At 63.2% G+C, this 14,091-nt stretch carries 14 protein-coding genes and 1 pseudogene; 11 read left to right on the top strand and 4 right to left on the bottom strand.

Annotation, left to right across the window (positions count from 1 at the left end; translation table 11 throughout):
- Window positions 1-53: 53 nt before the first annotated feature.
- Complete coding sequence (locus AC1DYC_RS26860) at window positions 54-935, bottom strand: LysR family transcriptional regulator (RefSeq protein WP_477410740.1); 882 nt, start codon at window positions 933-935, stop codon at window positions 54-56.
- A 374-nt stretch (window positions 936-1,309) separates the two neighbouring features.
- On the opposite strand from AC1DYC_RS26860, the gene AC1DYC_RS26855 reads away from it, so the two are divergent.
- Entirely contained in the window at window positions 1,310-2,806 is a 1,497-nt protein-coding gene (locus AC1DYC_RS26855; protein WP_477410739.1) for a CoA-acylating methylmalonate-semialdehyde dehydrogenase, read from the top strand.
- 99 nt (window positions 2,807-2,905) lie between these two features.
- On the opposite strand, the gene AC1DYC_RS26850 is transcribed toward AC1DYC_RS26855, so the two are convergent.
- Window positions 2,906-3,235: a nuclear transport factor 2 family protein gene (locus AC1DYC_RS26850; protein ID WP_477410738.1), complete on the bottom strand. Its 330-nt coding sequence runs from the start codon at window positions 3,233-3,235 to the stop codon at window positions 2,906-2,908.
- A 157-nt stretch (window positions 3,236-3,392) separates the two neighbouring features.
- On the opposite strand from AC1DYC_RS26850, the gene AC1DYC_RS26845 reads away from it, so the two are divergent.
- Window positions 3,393-3,716 carry a winged helix-turn-helix transcriptional regulator gene (locus AC1DYC_RS26845; protein ID WP_477410865.1) on the top strand — a complete coding sequence of 108 codons (324 nt, stop codon included), beginning with the start codon at window positions 3,393-3,395 and terminating at the stop codon, window positions 3,714-3,716.
- A 268-nt stretch (window positions 3,717-3,984) separates the two neighbouring features.
- Window positions 3,985-4,257, top strand: a complete 273-nt coding sequence (locus AC1DYC_RS26840) for a hypothetical protein (RefSeq protein ID WP_477410737.1) — start codon at window positions 3,985-3,987, stop codon at window positions 4,255-4,257.
- 8 nt (window positions 4,258-4,265) lie between these two features.
- Here AC1DYC_RS26840 and AC1DYC_RS26835 read toward each other — a convergent pair whose 3' ends face one another.
- Entirely contained in the window at window positions 4,266-4,955 is a 690-nt protein-coding gene (locus AC1DYC_RS26835; RefSeq protein WP_477410736.1) for a GntR family transcriptional regulator, read from the bottom strand.
- Between the two features lie 69 nt (window positions 4,956-5,024).
- On the opposite strand from AC1DYC_RS26835, the gene AC1DYC_RS26830 reads away from it, so the two are divergent.
- From AC1DYC_RS26830 to AC1DYC_RS26815, 4 genes are all read left to right on the top strand, one after another.
- On the top strand, window positions 5,025-5,918 hold the full coding sequence (locus tag AC1DYC_RS26830) for a dihydrodipicolinate synthase family protein (RefSeq protein ID WP_477410735.1): 894 nt from the start codon (window positions 5,025-5,027) through the stop codon (window positions 5,916-5,918).
- 10 nt (window positions 5,919-5,928) lie between these two features.
- Window positions 5,929-6,378: a GNAT family N-acetyltransferase gene (locus AC1DYC_RS26825; protein WP_477410734.1), complete on the top strand. Its 450-nt coding sequence runs from the start codon at window positions 5,929-5,931 to the stop codon at window positions 6,376-6,378.
- A gap of 68 nt (window positions 6,379-6,446) precedes the next feature.
- Window positions 6,447-7,628, top strand: a complete 1,182-nt coding sequence (locus tag AC1DYC_RS26820) for an NAD(P)/FAD-dependent oxidoreductase (protein ID WP_477410864.1) — start codon at window positions 6,447-6,449, stop codon at window positions 7,626-7,628.
- Between the two features lie 13 nt (window positions 7,629-7,641).
- The gene (locus AC1DYC_RS26815; protein WP_477410733.1) at window positions 7,642-8,643 is read left to right on the top strand and encodes a 4-hydroxyproline epimerase; all 1,002 of its coding nucleotides are present in this window, start codon (window positions 7,642-7,644) and stop codon (window positions 8,641-8,643) included.
- Here AC1DYC_RS26815 and AC1DYC_RS26810 read toward each other — a convergent pair.
- Window positions 8,636-9,535 (bottom strand): LysR substrate-binding domain-containing protein, encoded by a 900-nt coding sequence (locus AC1DYC_RS26810; RefSeq protein ID WP_477410732.1) that lies wholly within the window; start codon window positions 9,533-9,535, stop codon window positions 8,636-8,638. The two genes, AC1DYC_RS26815 and AC1DYC_RS26810, sit on opposite strands and share 8 nt — an antisense overlap.
- Window positions 9,536-9,649: 114 nt before the next feature.
- On the opposite strand from AC1DYC_RS26810, the gene AC1DYC_RS26805 reads away from it, so the two are divergent.
- The 4 genes and pseudogenes from AC1DYC_RS26805 to AC1DYC_RS26790 all read left to right on the top strand — a co-directional run.
- Window positions 9,650-10,036 carry an ectoine synthase gene (locus AC1DYC_RS26805; RefSeq protein ID WP_477286527.1) on the top strand — a complete coding sequence of 129 codons (387 nt, stop codon included), beginning with the start codon at window positions 9,650-9,652 and terminating at the stop codon, window positions 10,034-10,036.
- A gap of 446 nt (window positions 10,037-10,482) precedes the next feature.
- Window positions 10,483-11,385, top strand: coding sequence for a branched-chain amino acid ABC transporter permease (locus AC1DYC_RS26800; RefSeq protein ID WP_477410731.1), 903 nt, complete (start codon window positions 10,483-10,485; stop codon window positions 11,383-11,385).
- Window positions 11,386-11,389: 4 nt separating this feature from the next.
- A complete protein-coding gene (gene livM, locus AC1DYC_RS26795) occupies window positions 11,390-12,985 on the top strand; it encodes a high-affinity branched-chain amino acid ABC transporter permease LivM (RefSeq protein ID WP_477410730.1) in 1,596 nt (531 codons plus the stop codon).
- Window positions 12,985-14,091, top strand: a pseudogene (locus tag AC1DYC_RS26790) (ABC transporter ATP-binding protein); the annotation flags it as partial. The gene livM and the pseudogene AC1DYC_RS26790, both read left to right, overlap by 1 nt.

Raw genomic sequence — 14,091 nt, 5'->3', positions numbered from 1 at the left:
CATTGTTTCCGTGGCAAGGGAAGGGGATTTTATGGCAAGGGAAAGGCGGCAGCCTACACGAACAGCCCGCGCTCGCGCTCCACCGCCTTGGTGATGAAGTTGGCGACGATCTGCACGCGGCGCAGCGGGCGGACCGATTCATGATAGACCAGCCAGTAGGCGCGGCGGATCGGCGCGACGATGTCGACGGGGATCAGCTCCGGCATCGAGCGGGCGACGAACGTGTGCAGGATGCCGATGCCGGCGCCCGAGCGCACCGCTTCGGCCTGGCCGAGCGCTGAGGAGATGGCAAAGCTGGTGCGCCAGTCCGGGCTGAATTCGGCGGCATAGTCGAGTGACGGGCTGACGATGAGGTCCGGCACATAGCCGATCAGCGTATGCTGGCTCAGTTCCGCCGATGTCCGCGGCAGGCCATGCGCCTCGACATAGCCACGCGAGGCAAACAGCCCCAGCGTGTAGTCGACCAGCTTTCCCGCCACCAGCCTGCCTTCACTCGGCCGCTCGACGGTGATGGCGATGTCGGCCTCGCGCCGCGACAGCGAGAAGGAACGCGGCACCGGCACCAGCTGGATGGTCAGTTCGCGGTGCAGCGCCGTCAGCGCACCGAGACGCGTGGCGAGGAAGGCGACGCCGAACCCGTCGGGCGCGCCGATGCGCACCGTGCCGGAGATATCGTCGCCTTCGCCCGACACGGTCGAGCGCGCGGCGATCATGTCGCCCTCCATGCGCTCGGCAATGTCGAGAAAGCGCTCGCCCGCCGGCGTCAGCTCGCTGCCGGTGGTGAGCCGGCGAAAGAGCTTTGTCCTGAGCGCCTCTTCAAGCGCCGCGATGCGGCGCGAGACGGTGGCGTGGTTGAGCTCGAGGCGCTTGGCGGCGCCGAGGATCTGGCCAGCGCGGGCCACGGCGAGGAAGATGCGGACGTCATCCCAGTTCATGGGTGGTCCTGCCGGTTAAGAAGCGTCGCGTTCCCGCCCACCCCCCTCTGGCCTGCCGGCCATCTCCCCCGCAAGGGGGGAGAGTGGCAGCTCCGCCTGCGGGATCTCTTTTGCTGCGTTGAAGATTTATGAAGGCGACAGCCACATCTGATCTCCCCCCTTGCGGGGGAGATGTCCGGCAGGACAGAGGGGGGTGTGAAGGAACTCAACCCGTAGTCCTTAGTGGATATTTTGTGACACGCTCCATTTGCGGCAATTAATGCACACCTGCCACTCGTTGTCTATTGCCTGCACAACGGTTGCGTTCTCCCTCGCGTTGCCTTCGCGCCTGCAAAGGCGTTGTATGCACCATCACAAACTCAGGGAGAGGAATCATGATCGAATACGGTCATTTCATCGGCGGCAAACATGTCGCCGGGACCAGCGGGCGCAAGCAGGACGTGATGCAGCCGATGGACGGCTCGGTGCGCGGCACCGTGGCGCTGGCTTCGCCGGCGGAACTGCGCGCGGCGGTCGAGAACGCCAAGGAAGCGCAGCCGAAATGGGCCGCCACCAACCCGCAGCGCCGCGTGCGCGTCTTGATGAAGTTTCTTGAACTGGTCGCCCGCGACTATGACGAACTGGCCGACATACTGGCGCGCGAGCATGGCAAGACCATCGCCGACGCCAAGGGCGACATCCAGCGCGGCCTCGAAGTGGTCGAAGTCTGCATCGGCGCGCCGCACATGATGAAGGGCGAATTCACCGATGGCGCCGGCCCCGGCATCGACGTCTATTCGATGCGCCAGCCGCTCGGCGTCGTCGCAGGCATCACCCCGTTCAATTTCCCGGCGATGATCCCGCTGTGGAAGATCGCGCCGGCAATCGCTTGCGGCAACGCCTTCATCCTGAAGCCTTCCGAGCGTGACCCGGGCGTGCCGATGCGCATCGCCGAACTGTTCATCGAGGCCGGTCTGCCGGCCGGCATCCTCAACGTCGTCAATGGCGACAAGGACGTCGTCGACGCCATCCTCGACGATGCCGACATCAAGGCCATTGGCTTCGTCGGCTCGACGCCGATCGCCCATTACATCTATTCGCGCGGCACGGCGGCGGGCAAGCGCGTGCAGTGCTTCGGCGGCGCCAAGAACCACATGATCATCATGCCCGACGCCGACATGGACCAGACGGTCGATGCGCTGATCGGCGCCGGCTACGGCTCAGCCGGCGAACGCTGCATGGCAATTTCGGTGGCTGTGCCCGTCGGCAACGACACCGCCAACCGGCTGATGGAAAAGCTGATCCCGCGTGTCGAGAGCCTCAAGGTCGGTCCGTCGACGGATTCGTCCGCCGATTTCGGCCCGCTGGTGACGCGCCAGGCGCTGGAGCGGGTCAAGGGCTATGTCGACATTGGCGTCAAGGAAGGCGCAAAGCTGGTCGTCGACGGCCGCGGCTTCTCCATGCAGGGCTACGAGGACGGCTACTATATGGGCGGCTGCCTGTTCGACAACGTCACCGCAGACATGCGCATCTACAAGGAAGAGATCTTCGGACCGGTGCTCTCGGTGGTGCGCGCGCCAACCTATGAGAACGCCATCAAGTTCGCCAACGACCACGAAATGGGCAATGGCGTCGCCATCTTCACCCGCGACGGCGATGCGGCGCGCGACTTCGCGTCCCGCGTCCAGGTCGGCATGGTCGGCGTCAACGTGCCGATCCCGGTTCCGATCGCCTACTACACGTTCGGCGGCTGGAAGGCGTCGTCCTTCGGCGACCTCAACCAGCACGGCCCGGACGCGTTCCGCTTCTACACCAAGACCAAGACGGTGACGTCGCGCTGGCCGTCCGGCATCAAGGATGGTGCCGAATTCGTCATCCCGACGATGAACTAACCGGACGGTTTTCTTGCTTGCGCGTCCTCGCCTTCGGCTGCGGGCGCGCGGTGAGAAACTTCCGAAAAGGGCGCGGCTTTTGTCGCGCCCCTTTTTGCGTCATGCGCCGATCTCCAATCGCTCGATCTGATCATCGGCCACGGTGAAGTTGTAGTGGAGTGTCGCCGGGCTGCCCGGAAAGTTCCCTGAGACGAGGCCGGCGATCCGCCACGCGTTGCCGTTGACCTTCGCGTCGGTGACGTCAACCGTGACCCGGTATTTGCGTGTCGTTGCGTCCATCCAGTCGCGGATGGCGGCTGACCCCCGATGGACTTCGCCTTCGTCGCGAACCGTCGCATCCGGTGCGAAGGGGATGAGCATTGCGTCGATGTCGTGCCGATTCTTGGCAGCAAAATAATTCGCCAGCGGCTGAGGAAGTTTCACGGTCATAATCTCGTCTCCGGTTCCGGTTGTCGCCCGCCGGCTTGACGTCGGCGGTGCTTGTTCGGTCCCTAAAGTGAGATATGCTGCGGAAATGACAAGAACCGACGAAAAGGTAAGGTACTTACCTGAAAGTAAGGCTGGGCCTGAAAGCAAGGTCGCGCCGCTGACGCCCTCATCCGCTGCGACCGGCGTCGAGAATGTGCTGCGCATCCTTGAAGGCCGCTGGAAACTGGTGATCCTGTTTCACCTGTTCGGCGGCAAGGTGCTGCGCTTCTCCGACCTCGAACGGGCGATCCCGGCGATCTCGCAGAAAATGCTGATCCAGCAGCTGCGGCAGATGGAGGCCGACGGCATTGTCCGCCGAATCGTGCATCACCAGGTGCCGCCGAAGGTCGAATACTGCCTGACCGACTGGGGCCAGGCCCTGTGCCCAGCGCTCGACGCCTTGCTGAAATGGGCGGCACTTCGCGAACCGGCGGAAGTCTGACGCCGATCGTTGTTCCGCAACGCGCAGCAAGCCCCGAAATGGTGCTTGTTTTCGGATGGTGGCCTCACCATATCGATTCAAGGGAATGATAAGATTCCCTGACGACAGACCGGAAAACCAGAAGGAGTGACGTGATGAAGACGTCGAACCCGGCCTGGAGCGTTTCGGTATATTGAGGCTGCCCCATGTGCCTCCCTTTGCCGGAACGCCAAGGCGAAGGAGGTGCCCTATGGCACACAAATTTTCGTTTCGATGGATCAGGATAGCCGTGATCGGCGCCGCGCTGGCGCTGTCGACGCTATCGGCGCAGGCGCAATTTATCTGCGGTGGCCACAGCGACCTCGTCGCGGGGCTGGCGCAGGCCTTTCAACAAAAGCAGATCGGCTACGGTGTGGTCGGCGAGGCCGCCATTGTCGAGATCTATGTTTCGGCAAATGGGACCTGGTCGATGCTGGTGACCGACGTTCAGGGCCGAAGCTGCATCTTCGCGACCGGTGACGGATGGGAGAATACCGCCATCGCCACCGCGCAAGGGATCTGATCCCCCGTTCAGCGCGTCGCGGCGACCTCGGCATGGCCGCGCAGCAGTGCCATCAGGCGCTTGGCGTCCTTCGCGGCGGCCTCCTCGTCGCCGTCCAGGATCGAGCGGATCAGCGCGACGTGGTGCTCGGCGGATTCGGCGAGGCCGGTGTCGGCCTTGTAGCGGAACCAGAAGCGGCGGCTGTGGGTCTGCAGGGGTGCTGCAAGGCGTGCCGCAAACGGGTTGTCGGCAGCGAGCGCCAGGGCTTCGTCGAGGGCCTTGTCGGCCTGGATGAAGGCCAGCACATTACCGGAGATGACCGCCTTCTGCATGGCAAGTGCTGCCTCGTGAAACAGGTCCGCAGCCTCGCGGGTGACGAAGCGGGCGGCCGAACGGGCCAGCACCACCTCGACGCCGCGCCTGGCGTCGAGCACGCGCAGCCAGTCGCCGGGATGCAGCGGCGCTATGGCGATGCCGGCGCGCGGCCTTATGTCGAGCAGGCCTTCCCAGGCCAGGCGCTGGATCGCCTCGCGCACGGGCGTGCGGCCAAGGCTGAGCCGTTCGATCAGCGCGCCCTCGGTGACAAAACTCGACGGCGCCAGTTCCAGCGTCACGATCATATGCTCGAGCGCGCGATAGGCCTTGGTGGCAGCCGGCTCCGGAGATGCTGTCTCGGTGGATATCAAAGGTTCGCTCCTGATATATTTTAGATATATCATAACAGATTCCGCATTGACAGCGGGATTCTTACCAGATATACGGCTGATATATCAGATGGAGAGATGACCATGTGGACCGGAGTTTTCCCCGCCGTCACGACCAAATTCACTGCCGACGACCGGCTCGACCATGCCGAGATGGAGCGCTGCTTTGCGCTGCAGATGGAGGCCGGTTGCGACGGCATTATCGTTTGCGGTTCGCTCGGCGAAGGCCCGATGCTGTCGCATGACGAAAAGATCGAGGTGCTGAAGACGGCGCAGAAGGTCGCCGGCAACAAGCCGGTGCTGCTGACGGTCAACGAGGCCGGCACCCGCGAGGCGGCGAGCATTGCCAAGCGCGCCGCCAAGGAAGGTGCCAACGGACTGATGGTGGTGCCGAGCCCGATCTACCACACCAATCCGGAAGAGACAGTCGCTGCCTTGCGCGCCGTCGCCCAGGCCGGCGACCTGCCGGTGATGATCTACTCCAACCGGCTCGCGTACCGTGTCGACGTCACCGTCGACCAGATGGAGGAGCTGGCCGCCGACAAGCGCTTCGTCGCCATCAAGGAATCGTCCGACGATATCAGGCGTTCGACCGAGATCATCAACCGCTTCGGCGACCGCTACGACCTCTTCACCGGCGTCGACAATCTCGCCTTCGAGGCGCTGTCGGTCGGCGCCATCGGCTGGGTGGCGGGTCTGGTTGTCGCCTTCCCGCGCGAGACCGTCGCCATCTACCAGCTGATGAAGCAGGGCCGTCGCGAAGAGGCGCTTTCGATCTACCGCTGGTTCCGGCCGCTGCTCGATCTCGATGTCTCGACCTATCTGGTACAAAACATCAAGCTTGCCGAAGTGCTCGCCATCAACACAAATGACCGCGTGCGCATGCCGCGCCAGCCTCTGTCGGGCGAGCGCCGCAAGGCGGTGGAGAAGATCGTCAGGGACGCGCTGGCGGTACGGCCGAACCTGCCGACGTTCTGAGGAAGGTTACATGCCGTCTGCGATCCATCTCAAGCGCGTCGAAAGTGATGGGGACTGGGCGGCATATCACAACATACGCAAGCGCCTCCTTTGGGATGGTAGGGGCTTGATCGGCTACGATGAACGGCATCCCGATGATCGGCTCGCAGGCAATCACCCGCTGCTTCTCATACGCGACGGCGCGCCGGTCGGGACTGCGAGGCTGGATGTTGTCGATCGGGGCCTCGGCATTGTCAGGCTCGTTGCGATCGAATCCGGGCTGCAACGGCGTGGCCTTGGTCCCACTCTCATGATGCAAGTCGAGGCGTATGCCCGTGACCTCGGTCTCGACCGGCTGGAGGTCAATGCCGCCCAGGACGCAGAAGGGTTCTATCAAAAGCTCGGCTGGACAACCGTGCGGTCTGACTGGAAGAACCCGCTGATGGCGAAAGCCCTTGACGCTGGAGGCATCGCATCGTGACTGCGCCAACCCAGGTGTTGGACATCGCCATTGTCGGTGGCGGCATTGTCGGCATCTGTGCCGCAGCCATGCTGGCCGAGGCCGGGCGCAGCGTCACGGTCTTCGACCGCACCGGCATCTGCGAGGAAACCAGTTCCGGCAATGCCGCCGCCTTCGCCTTCTCCGACGTGCTGCCGATGGCGCATAAGGGCATGATTCGGCAATTGCCGAAATGGCTTGCCGATCCGCTCGGACCGCTCAGCATCCCGCCAGCCTATCTTCCGAAGCTGTTGCCCTGGCTGTTCCGCTTCTGGCGCGCTGGCGCGCCGAGGCATTACGAGGCGAGCCTCACTGCGCAAGCCGGCATGATGAAGCTCGCCGAAGCCGAATGGATGGGGCTGCTCGATCGGTCCGGCGCGCGGCCGATGCTGCACGAGGACGGCTCGCTGGAACTGTACGAAAGCAAGGCAGAATTCCAGGCGGGGCTATCGGGCTGGGGGGCGCGCGCGCGGTTCGGCATCGGCTTTCGCCATGTCGAAGGCGACGAACTGGCGCGGCTGCAGCCCGGCCTGTCGCCGCGCTTCATCAAGGGCACGTTCGTGCCGGGATGGAAGACGGTTGCCGACCCGAAACTGCTGGGCAAGGCGGTGTGGGCCTATGCCGAAGGGCTGGGCGCGCGCTTCGAGAAAGCCCGCGTCGAGCGCCTCGCGAGCAATGATGACGGCACGACGCTGACACTGCCCGATGGCACGGTTCGGCAGGCGAGACAGCTCGTCGTCGCCGCCGGTGCGTGGTCGCATCTGCTGGCGGTGCAGTTGGGCGACCGCATCCCGCTGGAAACCGAACGCGGCTACAACACGACGCTGCCGACAGGCGCGTTCGACGTGAAGCGGCAACTGATCTTTTCCGGACACGGCTTCGTCATCACGCCGCTCGAAACCGGGTTGCGTGTCGGCGGCGCTGTCGAACTTGGTGGTCTCAACAGGCCGCCGAATTTTGCGCGCTCGAAGGCGATGCTGGAAAAAGCCAAGCAATTCCTGCCGGGACTGGACACGTCAGGTGGCCGCGAGTGGATGGGCTATCGCCCGTCGCTGCCGGACTCGCTGCCGGTGATCGGCACGGCGCGCACCGCGCCCAACGTCTTCTACGCCTTCGGCCATGGCCATCTCGGCCTGACCCAGGCGGCGGCCAGCGGCCGCTTGATCCGCGATCTCGTTCTCGGGCAGAGTTCGCCGATCGATCTTGCCCCATTCAGCCCGCAACGGTTTTGAGTTCGAGGAAATCATGGCCAAAAAATCCTTCTTCTGCATCGACGGCCATACCTGCGGCAATCCGGTGCGGCTGGTCGCCGGCGGCGGACCGCTGCTCGAGGGGGCGACGATGATGGAACGGCGGGCGCATTTCCTGGCGGAGTATGACTGGATCCGCACCGGGCTGATGTTCGAGCCGCGCGGCCATGACGTGATGTCGGGCTCGATCCTCTATCCGCCGACGCGCGACGACTGCGACATCGCCATCCTGTTCATCGAGACGTCGGGCTGCCTGCCAATGTGCGGCCACGGCACCATCGGCACGGTGACGATGGCCATCGAGCATGGACTGATCAAGCCGAAGACGCCGGGCGTGCTCAGGCTCGACACGCCTGCAGGGCTGGTCATCGCCGAATACAAACAGGTTGGCGACTATGTCGAGGAGGTGCGCATCACCAATGTGCCGTCCTTCCTTTATGCCGAAGGACTGACGGTCGAGTGCCCGCAGCTTGGCGAAATCACGGTCGATGTCGCTTATGGCGGCAATTTCTACGCCATCGTCGAGCCGCAGGCGAACTATCGCGACATGGCCGACTACTCCGCCGGCGATTTCATCGCCTGGAGCCCGGTGGTGCGGCAGCGGCTCAACGAAAAGTATTCGTTCGTGCATCCGGAAAACCCTGGCATCAACCGGCTGTCGCACATGTTGTGGACCGGCAAGCCGACGGTGGCGGGCGCGGATGCGCGCAACGCCGTCTTCTACGGCGACAAGGCGATCGACCGCTCACCGTGCGGCACCGGCACCTCGGCGCGCATGGCGCAGCTTCATGCCAAGGGCAAGCTCAAGGCGGGCGACAGCTTTGTCCATGAATCGATCATCGGTTCGCTGTTCAAGGGCAAGGTCGAAAAGGACGTCTCTGTCGCCGGCAAGCCGGCCATCATCCCTTCGATCGGCGGCTGGGCGCGGATGACAGGCCTGAACACGATCTTCATCGACGACCGCGATCCGTTCGCGCATGGTTTCGTGGTCAAGTGACGGCTTGATCGCCCTCGGCCTGGACCGAGACTTCCCGGCGAAACCAGTCGGCAAAGGTGCGTGCGGAGGGTGAGGCGTTCGCCGCCATGGTCAGGAAGTATGCCTTGTCGCGGTTTGTCGAGATATCGGACAGGACCACGAGGTCGCCCCGCTTCAACTCGTCGCGGAAAACATCGACGGGACACAGCGCCACGCCGTGGCCGGCAATGACAGCTGTCGCCAGAATGTTGAAGTCGGCAAAGACGGGTCCGTTGCCGACATCGACCTTGGCCAGTCCGGCCTCGGCAAACCACTCGCCCCAGCCCTGACGGTTCTCGTCATGCAGCAGGTCGGCGCCGGCGATCCCGGCAGGCGTCCTGAGATGCTCCCTGCCGGCCAGGTAATAGGGGCTGCACACCGGCCGGTTGAGGCGCGAAAACAGTTTAAGGCTGGTGACGCCGGGCGTCGGATCGGCGCCGAGCGTGATCAGCACGTCATTGTCGCCATCGCCAAGCCTGTCCTCGGCCTTGGCATAAGCGACGCGCATGCCGATGTCGGGATGGCTGGCGGTGAAGGCGGGCAGGCGGGGCACCAGCCAGCGGCTGGCGATGGACGGGATGCAGCCGACGGAAATGGTCGCCGCCGCGGCGTTGCGGCGGATGCGCCGGCAGGTGGCGCCGAGTTCGGCAAGCGCAGCATTTGCCGACGCCTGCAGGATCACGCCGGCATCGGTCAGCCTCACCCTGCGGGCGTCGCGGTGGAAGAGAGGCACGCCCAGCCACTCCTCCAGGCGCCTGATCTGGTGGCTGATCGCGGGATGGGTCACATGCAGCTCTTCGGCGGCAGCTGAAAAGCTCAGGCGGCGGGAGGCTGCCTCGAAGGCACGGATGGCATTCAGCGGAATGTAGTCCATCTGTAAGATTTACTAAACATGATCGGTGAGAAGCAATCATTTGAAGGTCGATGCGTTCTGCGGCAATTTTGAGCCAGATAACTGACTTCCGTCCACAACACAGAGAAAGCAATCATGTTCACCAGACAATTGGCTGATGTAGAAAAATCTGACTTCTTCGTGAATTGGGGCAATGGAACCAGCCACCGGCTGCTGACCCAACAGGACGGCATGGGCTTTACCGTCTGCCACACTGTGGTGCGCGCAGGCAGCGAATCGCGCCTTCACTATCGGCGACATTTCGAGGCCTGCTATTGCATCGCCGGCGCCGGCGAGGTCGAGGACATGTCCGGTGCTGTGCATCGCATCGAGCCGGGCACGATCTATGTGCTCAATGAGCATGACGAGCACTATCTGCGGGCCGACGCCGCGGGCGACATGATCCTGGTCAGCGTCTTCAATCCGCCCTTGAAAGGCACGGAGCGGCATGCGCTGAGCGAGGATGGTGGGTCCGCCTACTGATCAAAGACCGGCAGCCGCGTCCAGGCCCGGCGGTCGGGCCGGGAAGCTCGGCTTCAACACAGCCTCCACTGGCCATTGCGGTCCGCCCGGCGCGACTTTGTGGCCAAGTAGCAAGAATCTTGCCTCTGCGGAAAGGAATGTGGCTAAAAAACGAAGCCTCTCGGAAACGCAACGAATCGTCTCATCACCTACTTTTGACGGTGATTTCTTCGAAATGAGGTGCACTGTCCGGCTGAATCGTCAAAGACATTGCGTTATGCCAATGATAGGGTCCGCGATAGTCCAGGGGTCGGGAGCAAAAAAACGGGCAATCGGAAGGCGTGCCGGCAAAACACGCACGACGTTTGAAAAATCACGTTGCAATCCGGGCTCGAAACTTTACGACTAGGGGAAATACGAAAAGGAATGCGTCTGCATGGGCGACATTCCAGGGGAGCCATGTACACATGCAGTACTTTGTCCAGCAGCTTATCAATGGGCTGACGCTGGGATCGATCTATGGGCTGATCGCAATCGGCTACACGATGGTCTACGGCATCATCGGCATGATCAACTTCGCCCACGGCGACATTTTCATGGTCGGGGCCTTCGCCGCCCTCGTCGTCTTCCTCATCCTCGGCTCCTTGGTCTATTCGGTGCCGGTCGTCCTGGCGCTGCTGATCATGATGATCGTGGCGATGCTGCTCACCAGCCTCTACAACTGGACGATCGAGAAGGTGGCCTACCGGCCGCTGCGCGGTTCGTTCCGGTTGGCGCCGCTGATCACCGCCATCGGCATGTCGATCGCGCTGTCGAACTTCATCCAGGTGACGCAGGGTCCGCGCAACAAGCCGATCCCGCCGATGGTCAGCCAGGTCTACAACATCAACGGCATCAGCATATCGCTGAAGCAGATCATCATCGTCATCGTCACCGCGCTGCTGCTGGCGCTGTTCTGGTACCTGGTCAACAGGACTTCGCTAGGACGGGCGCAAAGGGCGTGCGAGCAGGACCGCAAGATGGCCGCACTTCTCGGCGTCGACGTCGACCGTACGATCTCGATCACCTTCATCATGGGCGCAGCCCTGGCGGCGGTCGCCGGTACGCTGTTCCTGATGTATTACGGCGTCATCGCCTTCTCCGACGGCTTCGTGCCGGGGGTCAAGGCCTTCACCGCGGCCGTTCTCGGCGGCATCGGGTCTCTGCCGGGCGCCGTGCTTGGCGGGCTGCTGATCGGCTTCATCGAGAGCATGTGGTCGGCCTATTTCTCGATCGACTACAAGGACGTCGCGGCGTTCTCCATCCTGGCGATCGTGCTGATCTTCCTGCCTTCCGGCATTTTGGGCCGGCCAGAAGTCGAAAAGGTCTGAGACAATGGCGGTTACCGTATCCTCGGAGCGCGACACCGTCGCCTCCCCCGTGCAGCGCGCATTGCGTGAGGCGCTCTATGCCGGCGCCATCTCGCTGGGCCTGTTCGTCCTGTTCATCGGCCTGAAGACCGACCAGAACATCAGCAACCAGCTGATCCTGGTGACGCGCTGGTGGCTGCTCATCACCGTGGTCGTGCTGACCATGCTCGGCCGCTTCTTCTACATCGCCTATGGCCAGCCCTTCATGGCCAATCAGAAGATCGCCAATGTCGCCACCGGCCTATTGCCGGCCAGCGTGGCGTCGCGCTTCTTCATGCTTCCGGCCTTCATCGTCGCCATCGTGCTGGCGGGGGTGCTGTTCGTGTTCGGCGGCGCCTTGCCGGGGCTGCTGGGCGATGGTCTGGCCGGCTATCTGCAGTTCCTGCGCGCGCTGGCCGTCATCTATGTACTGGCCTGTGTGATCTTTTACTTCCGCGCCTACATCCATGACAATTTCACCAAGCTCGGGATCACCGCATTGGTGCTCTATCCGATCCTCGTCGTCGGCGTGTTGACGCTGATGTCGTGGTCATTTGTCGGCGGGCTGCAGGGCTCGCTGAAGTGGATCGACAATTTCGGCATCCAGATCCTGATCTATGTGATGCTGGCCTGGGGGCTGAACATCGTCGTCGGCCTCGCCGGCCTGCTCGATCTCGGCTACGTCGCCTTCTATGCGGTCGGCGCCTATGCCTATGCGCTGCTCGGCTCGCACTACGGCCTGTCCTTCTGGATCCTGCTGCCGGCCGCCGGCGCCATGGCCGCCTTCTGGGGCGTGATGCTCGGCTTTCCGGTGCTCAGGCTGCGCGGCGATTATCTGGCGATCGTCACGCTGGCCTTCGGCGAGATCATCCGCCTGGTGCTGATCAACTGGCGTGAAGTCACCAACGGCTCCGCCGGCATCTCCGGTATCCCGAAAGTCACCTTCTTCGGCCTGATGACGTTCAATTCGGCGGACCCGAACTATATCGGCAAGGTGCTGCACATCGCCCAGTCGAGCGCCTACTACAAGATTTTCCTCTACTATCTGATCCTGGCGTTGGCGCTGCTCACCGCCTTCGTCACGATCCGGCTCAGGCGCATGCCGGTTGGCCGCGCCTGGGAGGCGCTGCGTGAGGACGAGATCGCCTGCCGCTCGCTCGGCATCAACACGACCACCACCAAGCTCACCGCCTTTGCCACCGGCGCCATGTTCGGCGGTTTTGCCGGCGCCTTCTTCGCCGCACGGCAAGGGTTCGTCAGCCCTGAATCCTTCGTCTTCCTGGAATCGGCGATCATCCTGGCCATCGTCGTGCTCGGTGGCATGGGCTCGCTGGTTGGCATTGCGGTCGCCGCAATGGTGATGATCGGCGGCACCGAGGCGTTGCGCGAGCTCGACTTCCTCAAGCAGGTCTTCGGCAAGGACTTCACGCCGGAGCTTTACCGCATGCTTCTGTTCGGCATGGCCATGGTCATCGTCATGCTTTGGAAGCCGCGCGGCTTCGTCGGCAGTCGTGAACCGACAGCCTTCCTCAAGGAGCGAAGAGCGGTCTCCAGTTCCTTCACCAAGGAAGGACACGGCTGATGAATGCAAGTTCGATTCAAAAGGCCAATCCGGGCATGAAAGACGCCATCCTCCAGGTCGAGCATCTGTCGATGAAGTTCGGCGGCCTGGTCGCCATCGGCGACCTGTCCTTCCAGGCCAAGCGTGGCGAGATCACCGCGCTGATCGGGCCCAACGGCGCCGGCAAGACCACCGTGTTCAACTGCATCACTGGCTTCTACAAGCCGTCGGAAGGCATGATCACGCTCAACGGTGCCGACGGCTCGACCTTCCTGCTCGAACGCTTGCCTAACCACGAGATCCCGGCGCGCGCCAAGGTGGCACGCACCTTCCAGAACATTCGCCTGTTCTCGGGTATGACGCTGCTGGAGAACCTCCTGGTTGCCCAGCACAACAAGCTGATGAAGGCATCGGGCTATACGATCCTGGGCCTGTTCGGGATCGGCGGCTACCGCAGGGCCTCGGCCGAATCAGTGGAGCTTGCCAAGCACTGGCTGGAGAAGGCCGATCTTGTCGATCGCGCCGACGATCCGGCCGGCGATTTGCCCTATGGCGCGCAGCGGCGCCTCGAGATCGCGCGCGCCATGTGCACGGGCCCCGAGCTTCTGTGCCTCGACGAGCCGGCGGCCGGTCTCAATCCGAAGGAATCGGCAGCGCTCAATTCGCTGCTGATGGACATCAAGAGTAGCACCTCGATCCTGCTGATCGAGCACGACATGTCGGTGGTCATGCAGATCTCCGACCATGTCGTTGTGCTCGAATATGGCCGCAAGATTTCCGACGGCAGCCCGCAATCGGTGCGCACCGACCCACGCGTCATCGCCGCCTATCTCGGCGTCGACGACGAGGAGGTCGAGACGGTGCTGACCGAGGTCGGCGATGAAGACGTCATCGAGCAGTTGGACATAGGGCCTGATACGGCGCACGGACCAGGCTCGTCTTCGTCCTATCTCGCCGGCCCGGTGAGCGACACGATCGGCCACAGCGAGGGCGAGCGGGTCACGGTGTCGAAGGGCGCCTCGAAGGCCGCTCAGTTCGATGCAAGGGCCAACACCGCCCCGAGAAAACCGACCGAGCGGGCCACGGCCAAGCCCGCCGGGAAATCCCCGACATCCAAGCCGCGCGGA

The organism is Mesorhizobium sp. P2_E7, assembly GCF_056403855.1.
Note: the sequence above shows the minus strand (reverse complement) of the source record. Positions and strands in the feature narration are given on the sequence as shown.

Bases quoted from the DNA above. Each gene is read 5' to 3' on its own strand.
- AC1DYC_RS26860 (WP_477410740.1), bottom strand. From the start codon at position 935: ATGAACTGGGATGACGTCCGCATCTTCCTCGCCGTGGCCCGCGCTGGC.
- AC1DYC_RS26855 (WP_477410739.1), top strand. From the start codon at position 1,310: ATGATCGAATACGGTCATTTCATCGGCGGCAAACATGTCGCCGGGACC.
- AC1DYC_RS26850 (WP_477410738.1), bottom strand. From the start codon at position 3,235: ATGACCGTGAAACTTCCTCAGCCGCTGGCGAATTATTTTGCTGCCAAG.
- AC1DYC_RS26835 (WP_477410736.1), bottom strand. From the start codon at position 4,955: ATGATATATCTAAAATATATCAGGAGCGAACCTTTGATATCCACCGAG.
- AC1DYC_RS26830 (WP_477410735.1), top strand. From the start codon at position 5,025: ATGTGGACCGGAGTTTTCCCCGCCGTCACGACCAAATTCACTGCCGAC.
- AC1DYC_RS26825 (WP_477410734.1), top strand. From the start codon at position 5,929: ATGCCGTCTGCGATCCATCTCAAGCGCGTCGAAAGTGATGGGGACTGG.
- AC1DYC_RS26820 (WP_477410864.1), top strand. From the start codon at position 6,447: ATGCTGGCCGAGGCCGGGCGCAGCGTCACGGTCTTCGACCGCACCGGC.
- AC1DYC_RS26815 (WP_477410733.1), top strand. From the start codon at position 7,642: ATGGCCAAAAAATCCTTCTTCTGCATCGACGGCCATACCTGCGGCAAT.
- AC1DYC_RS26810 (WP_477410732.1), bottom strand. From the start codon at position 9,535: ATGGACTACATTCCGCTGAATGCCATCCGTGCCTTCGAGGCAGCCTCC.
- AC1DYC_RS26805 (WP_477286527.1), top strand. From the start codon at position 9,650: ATGTTCACCAGACAATTGGCTGATGTAGAAAAATCTGACTTCTTCGTG.
- AC1DYC_RS26800 (WP_477410731.1), top strand. From the start codon at position 10,483: ATGCAGTACTTTGTCCAGCAGCTTATCAATGGGCTGACGCTGGGATCG.
- livM (WP_477410730.1), top strand. From the start codon at position 11,390: ATGGCGGTTACCGTATCCTCGGAGCGCGACACCGTCGCCTCCCCCGTG.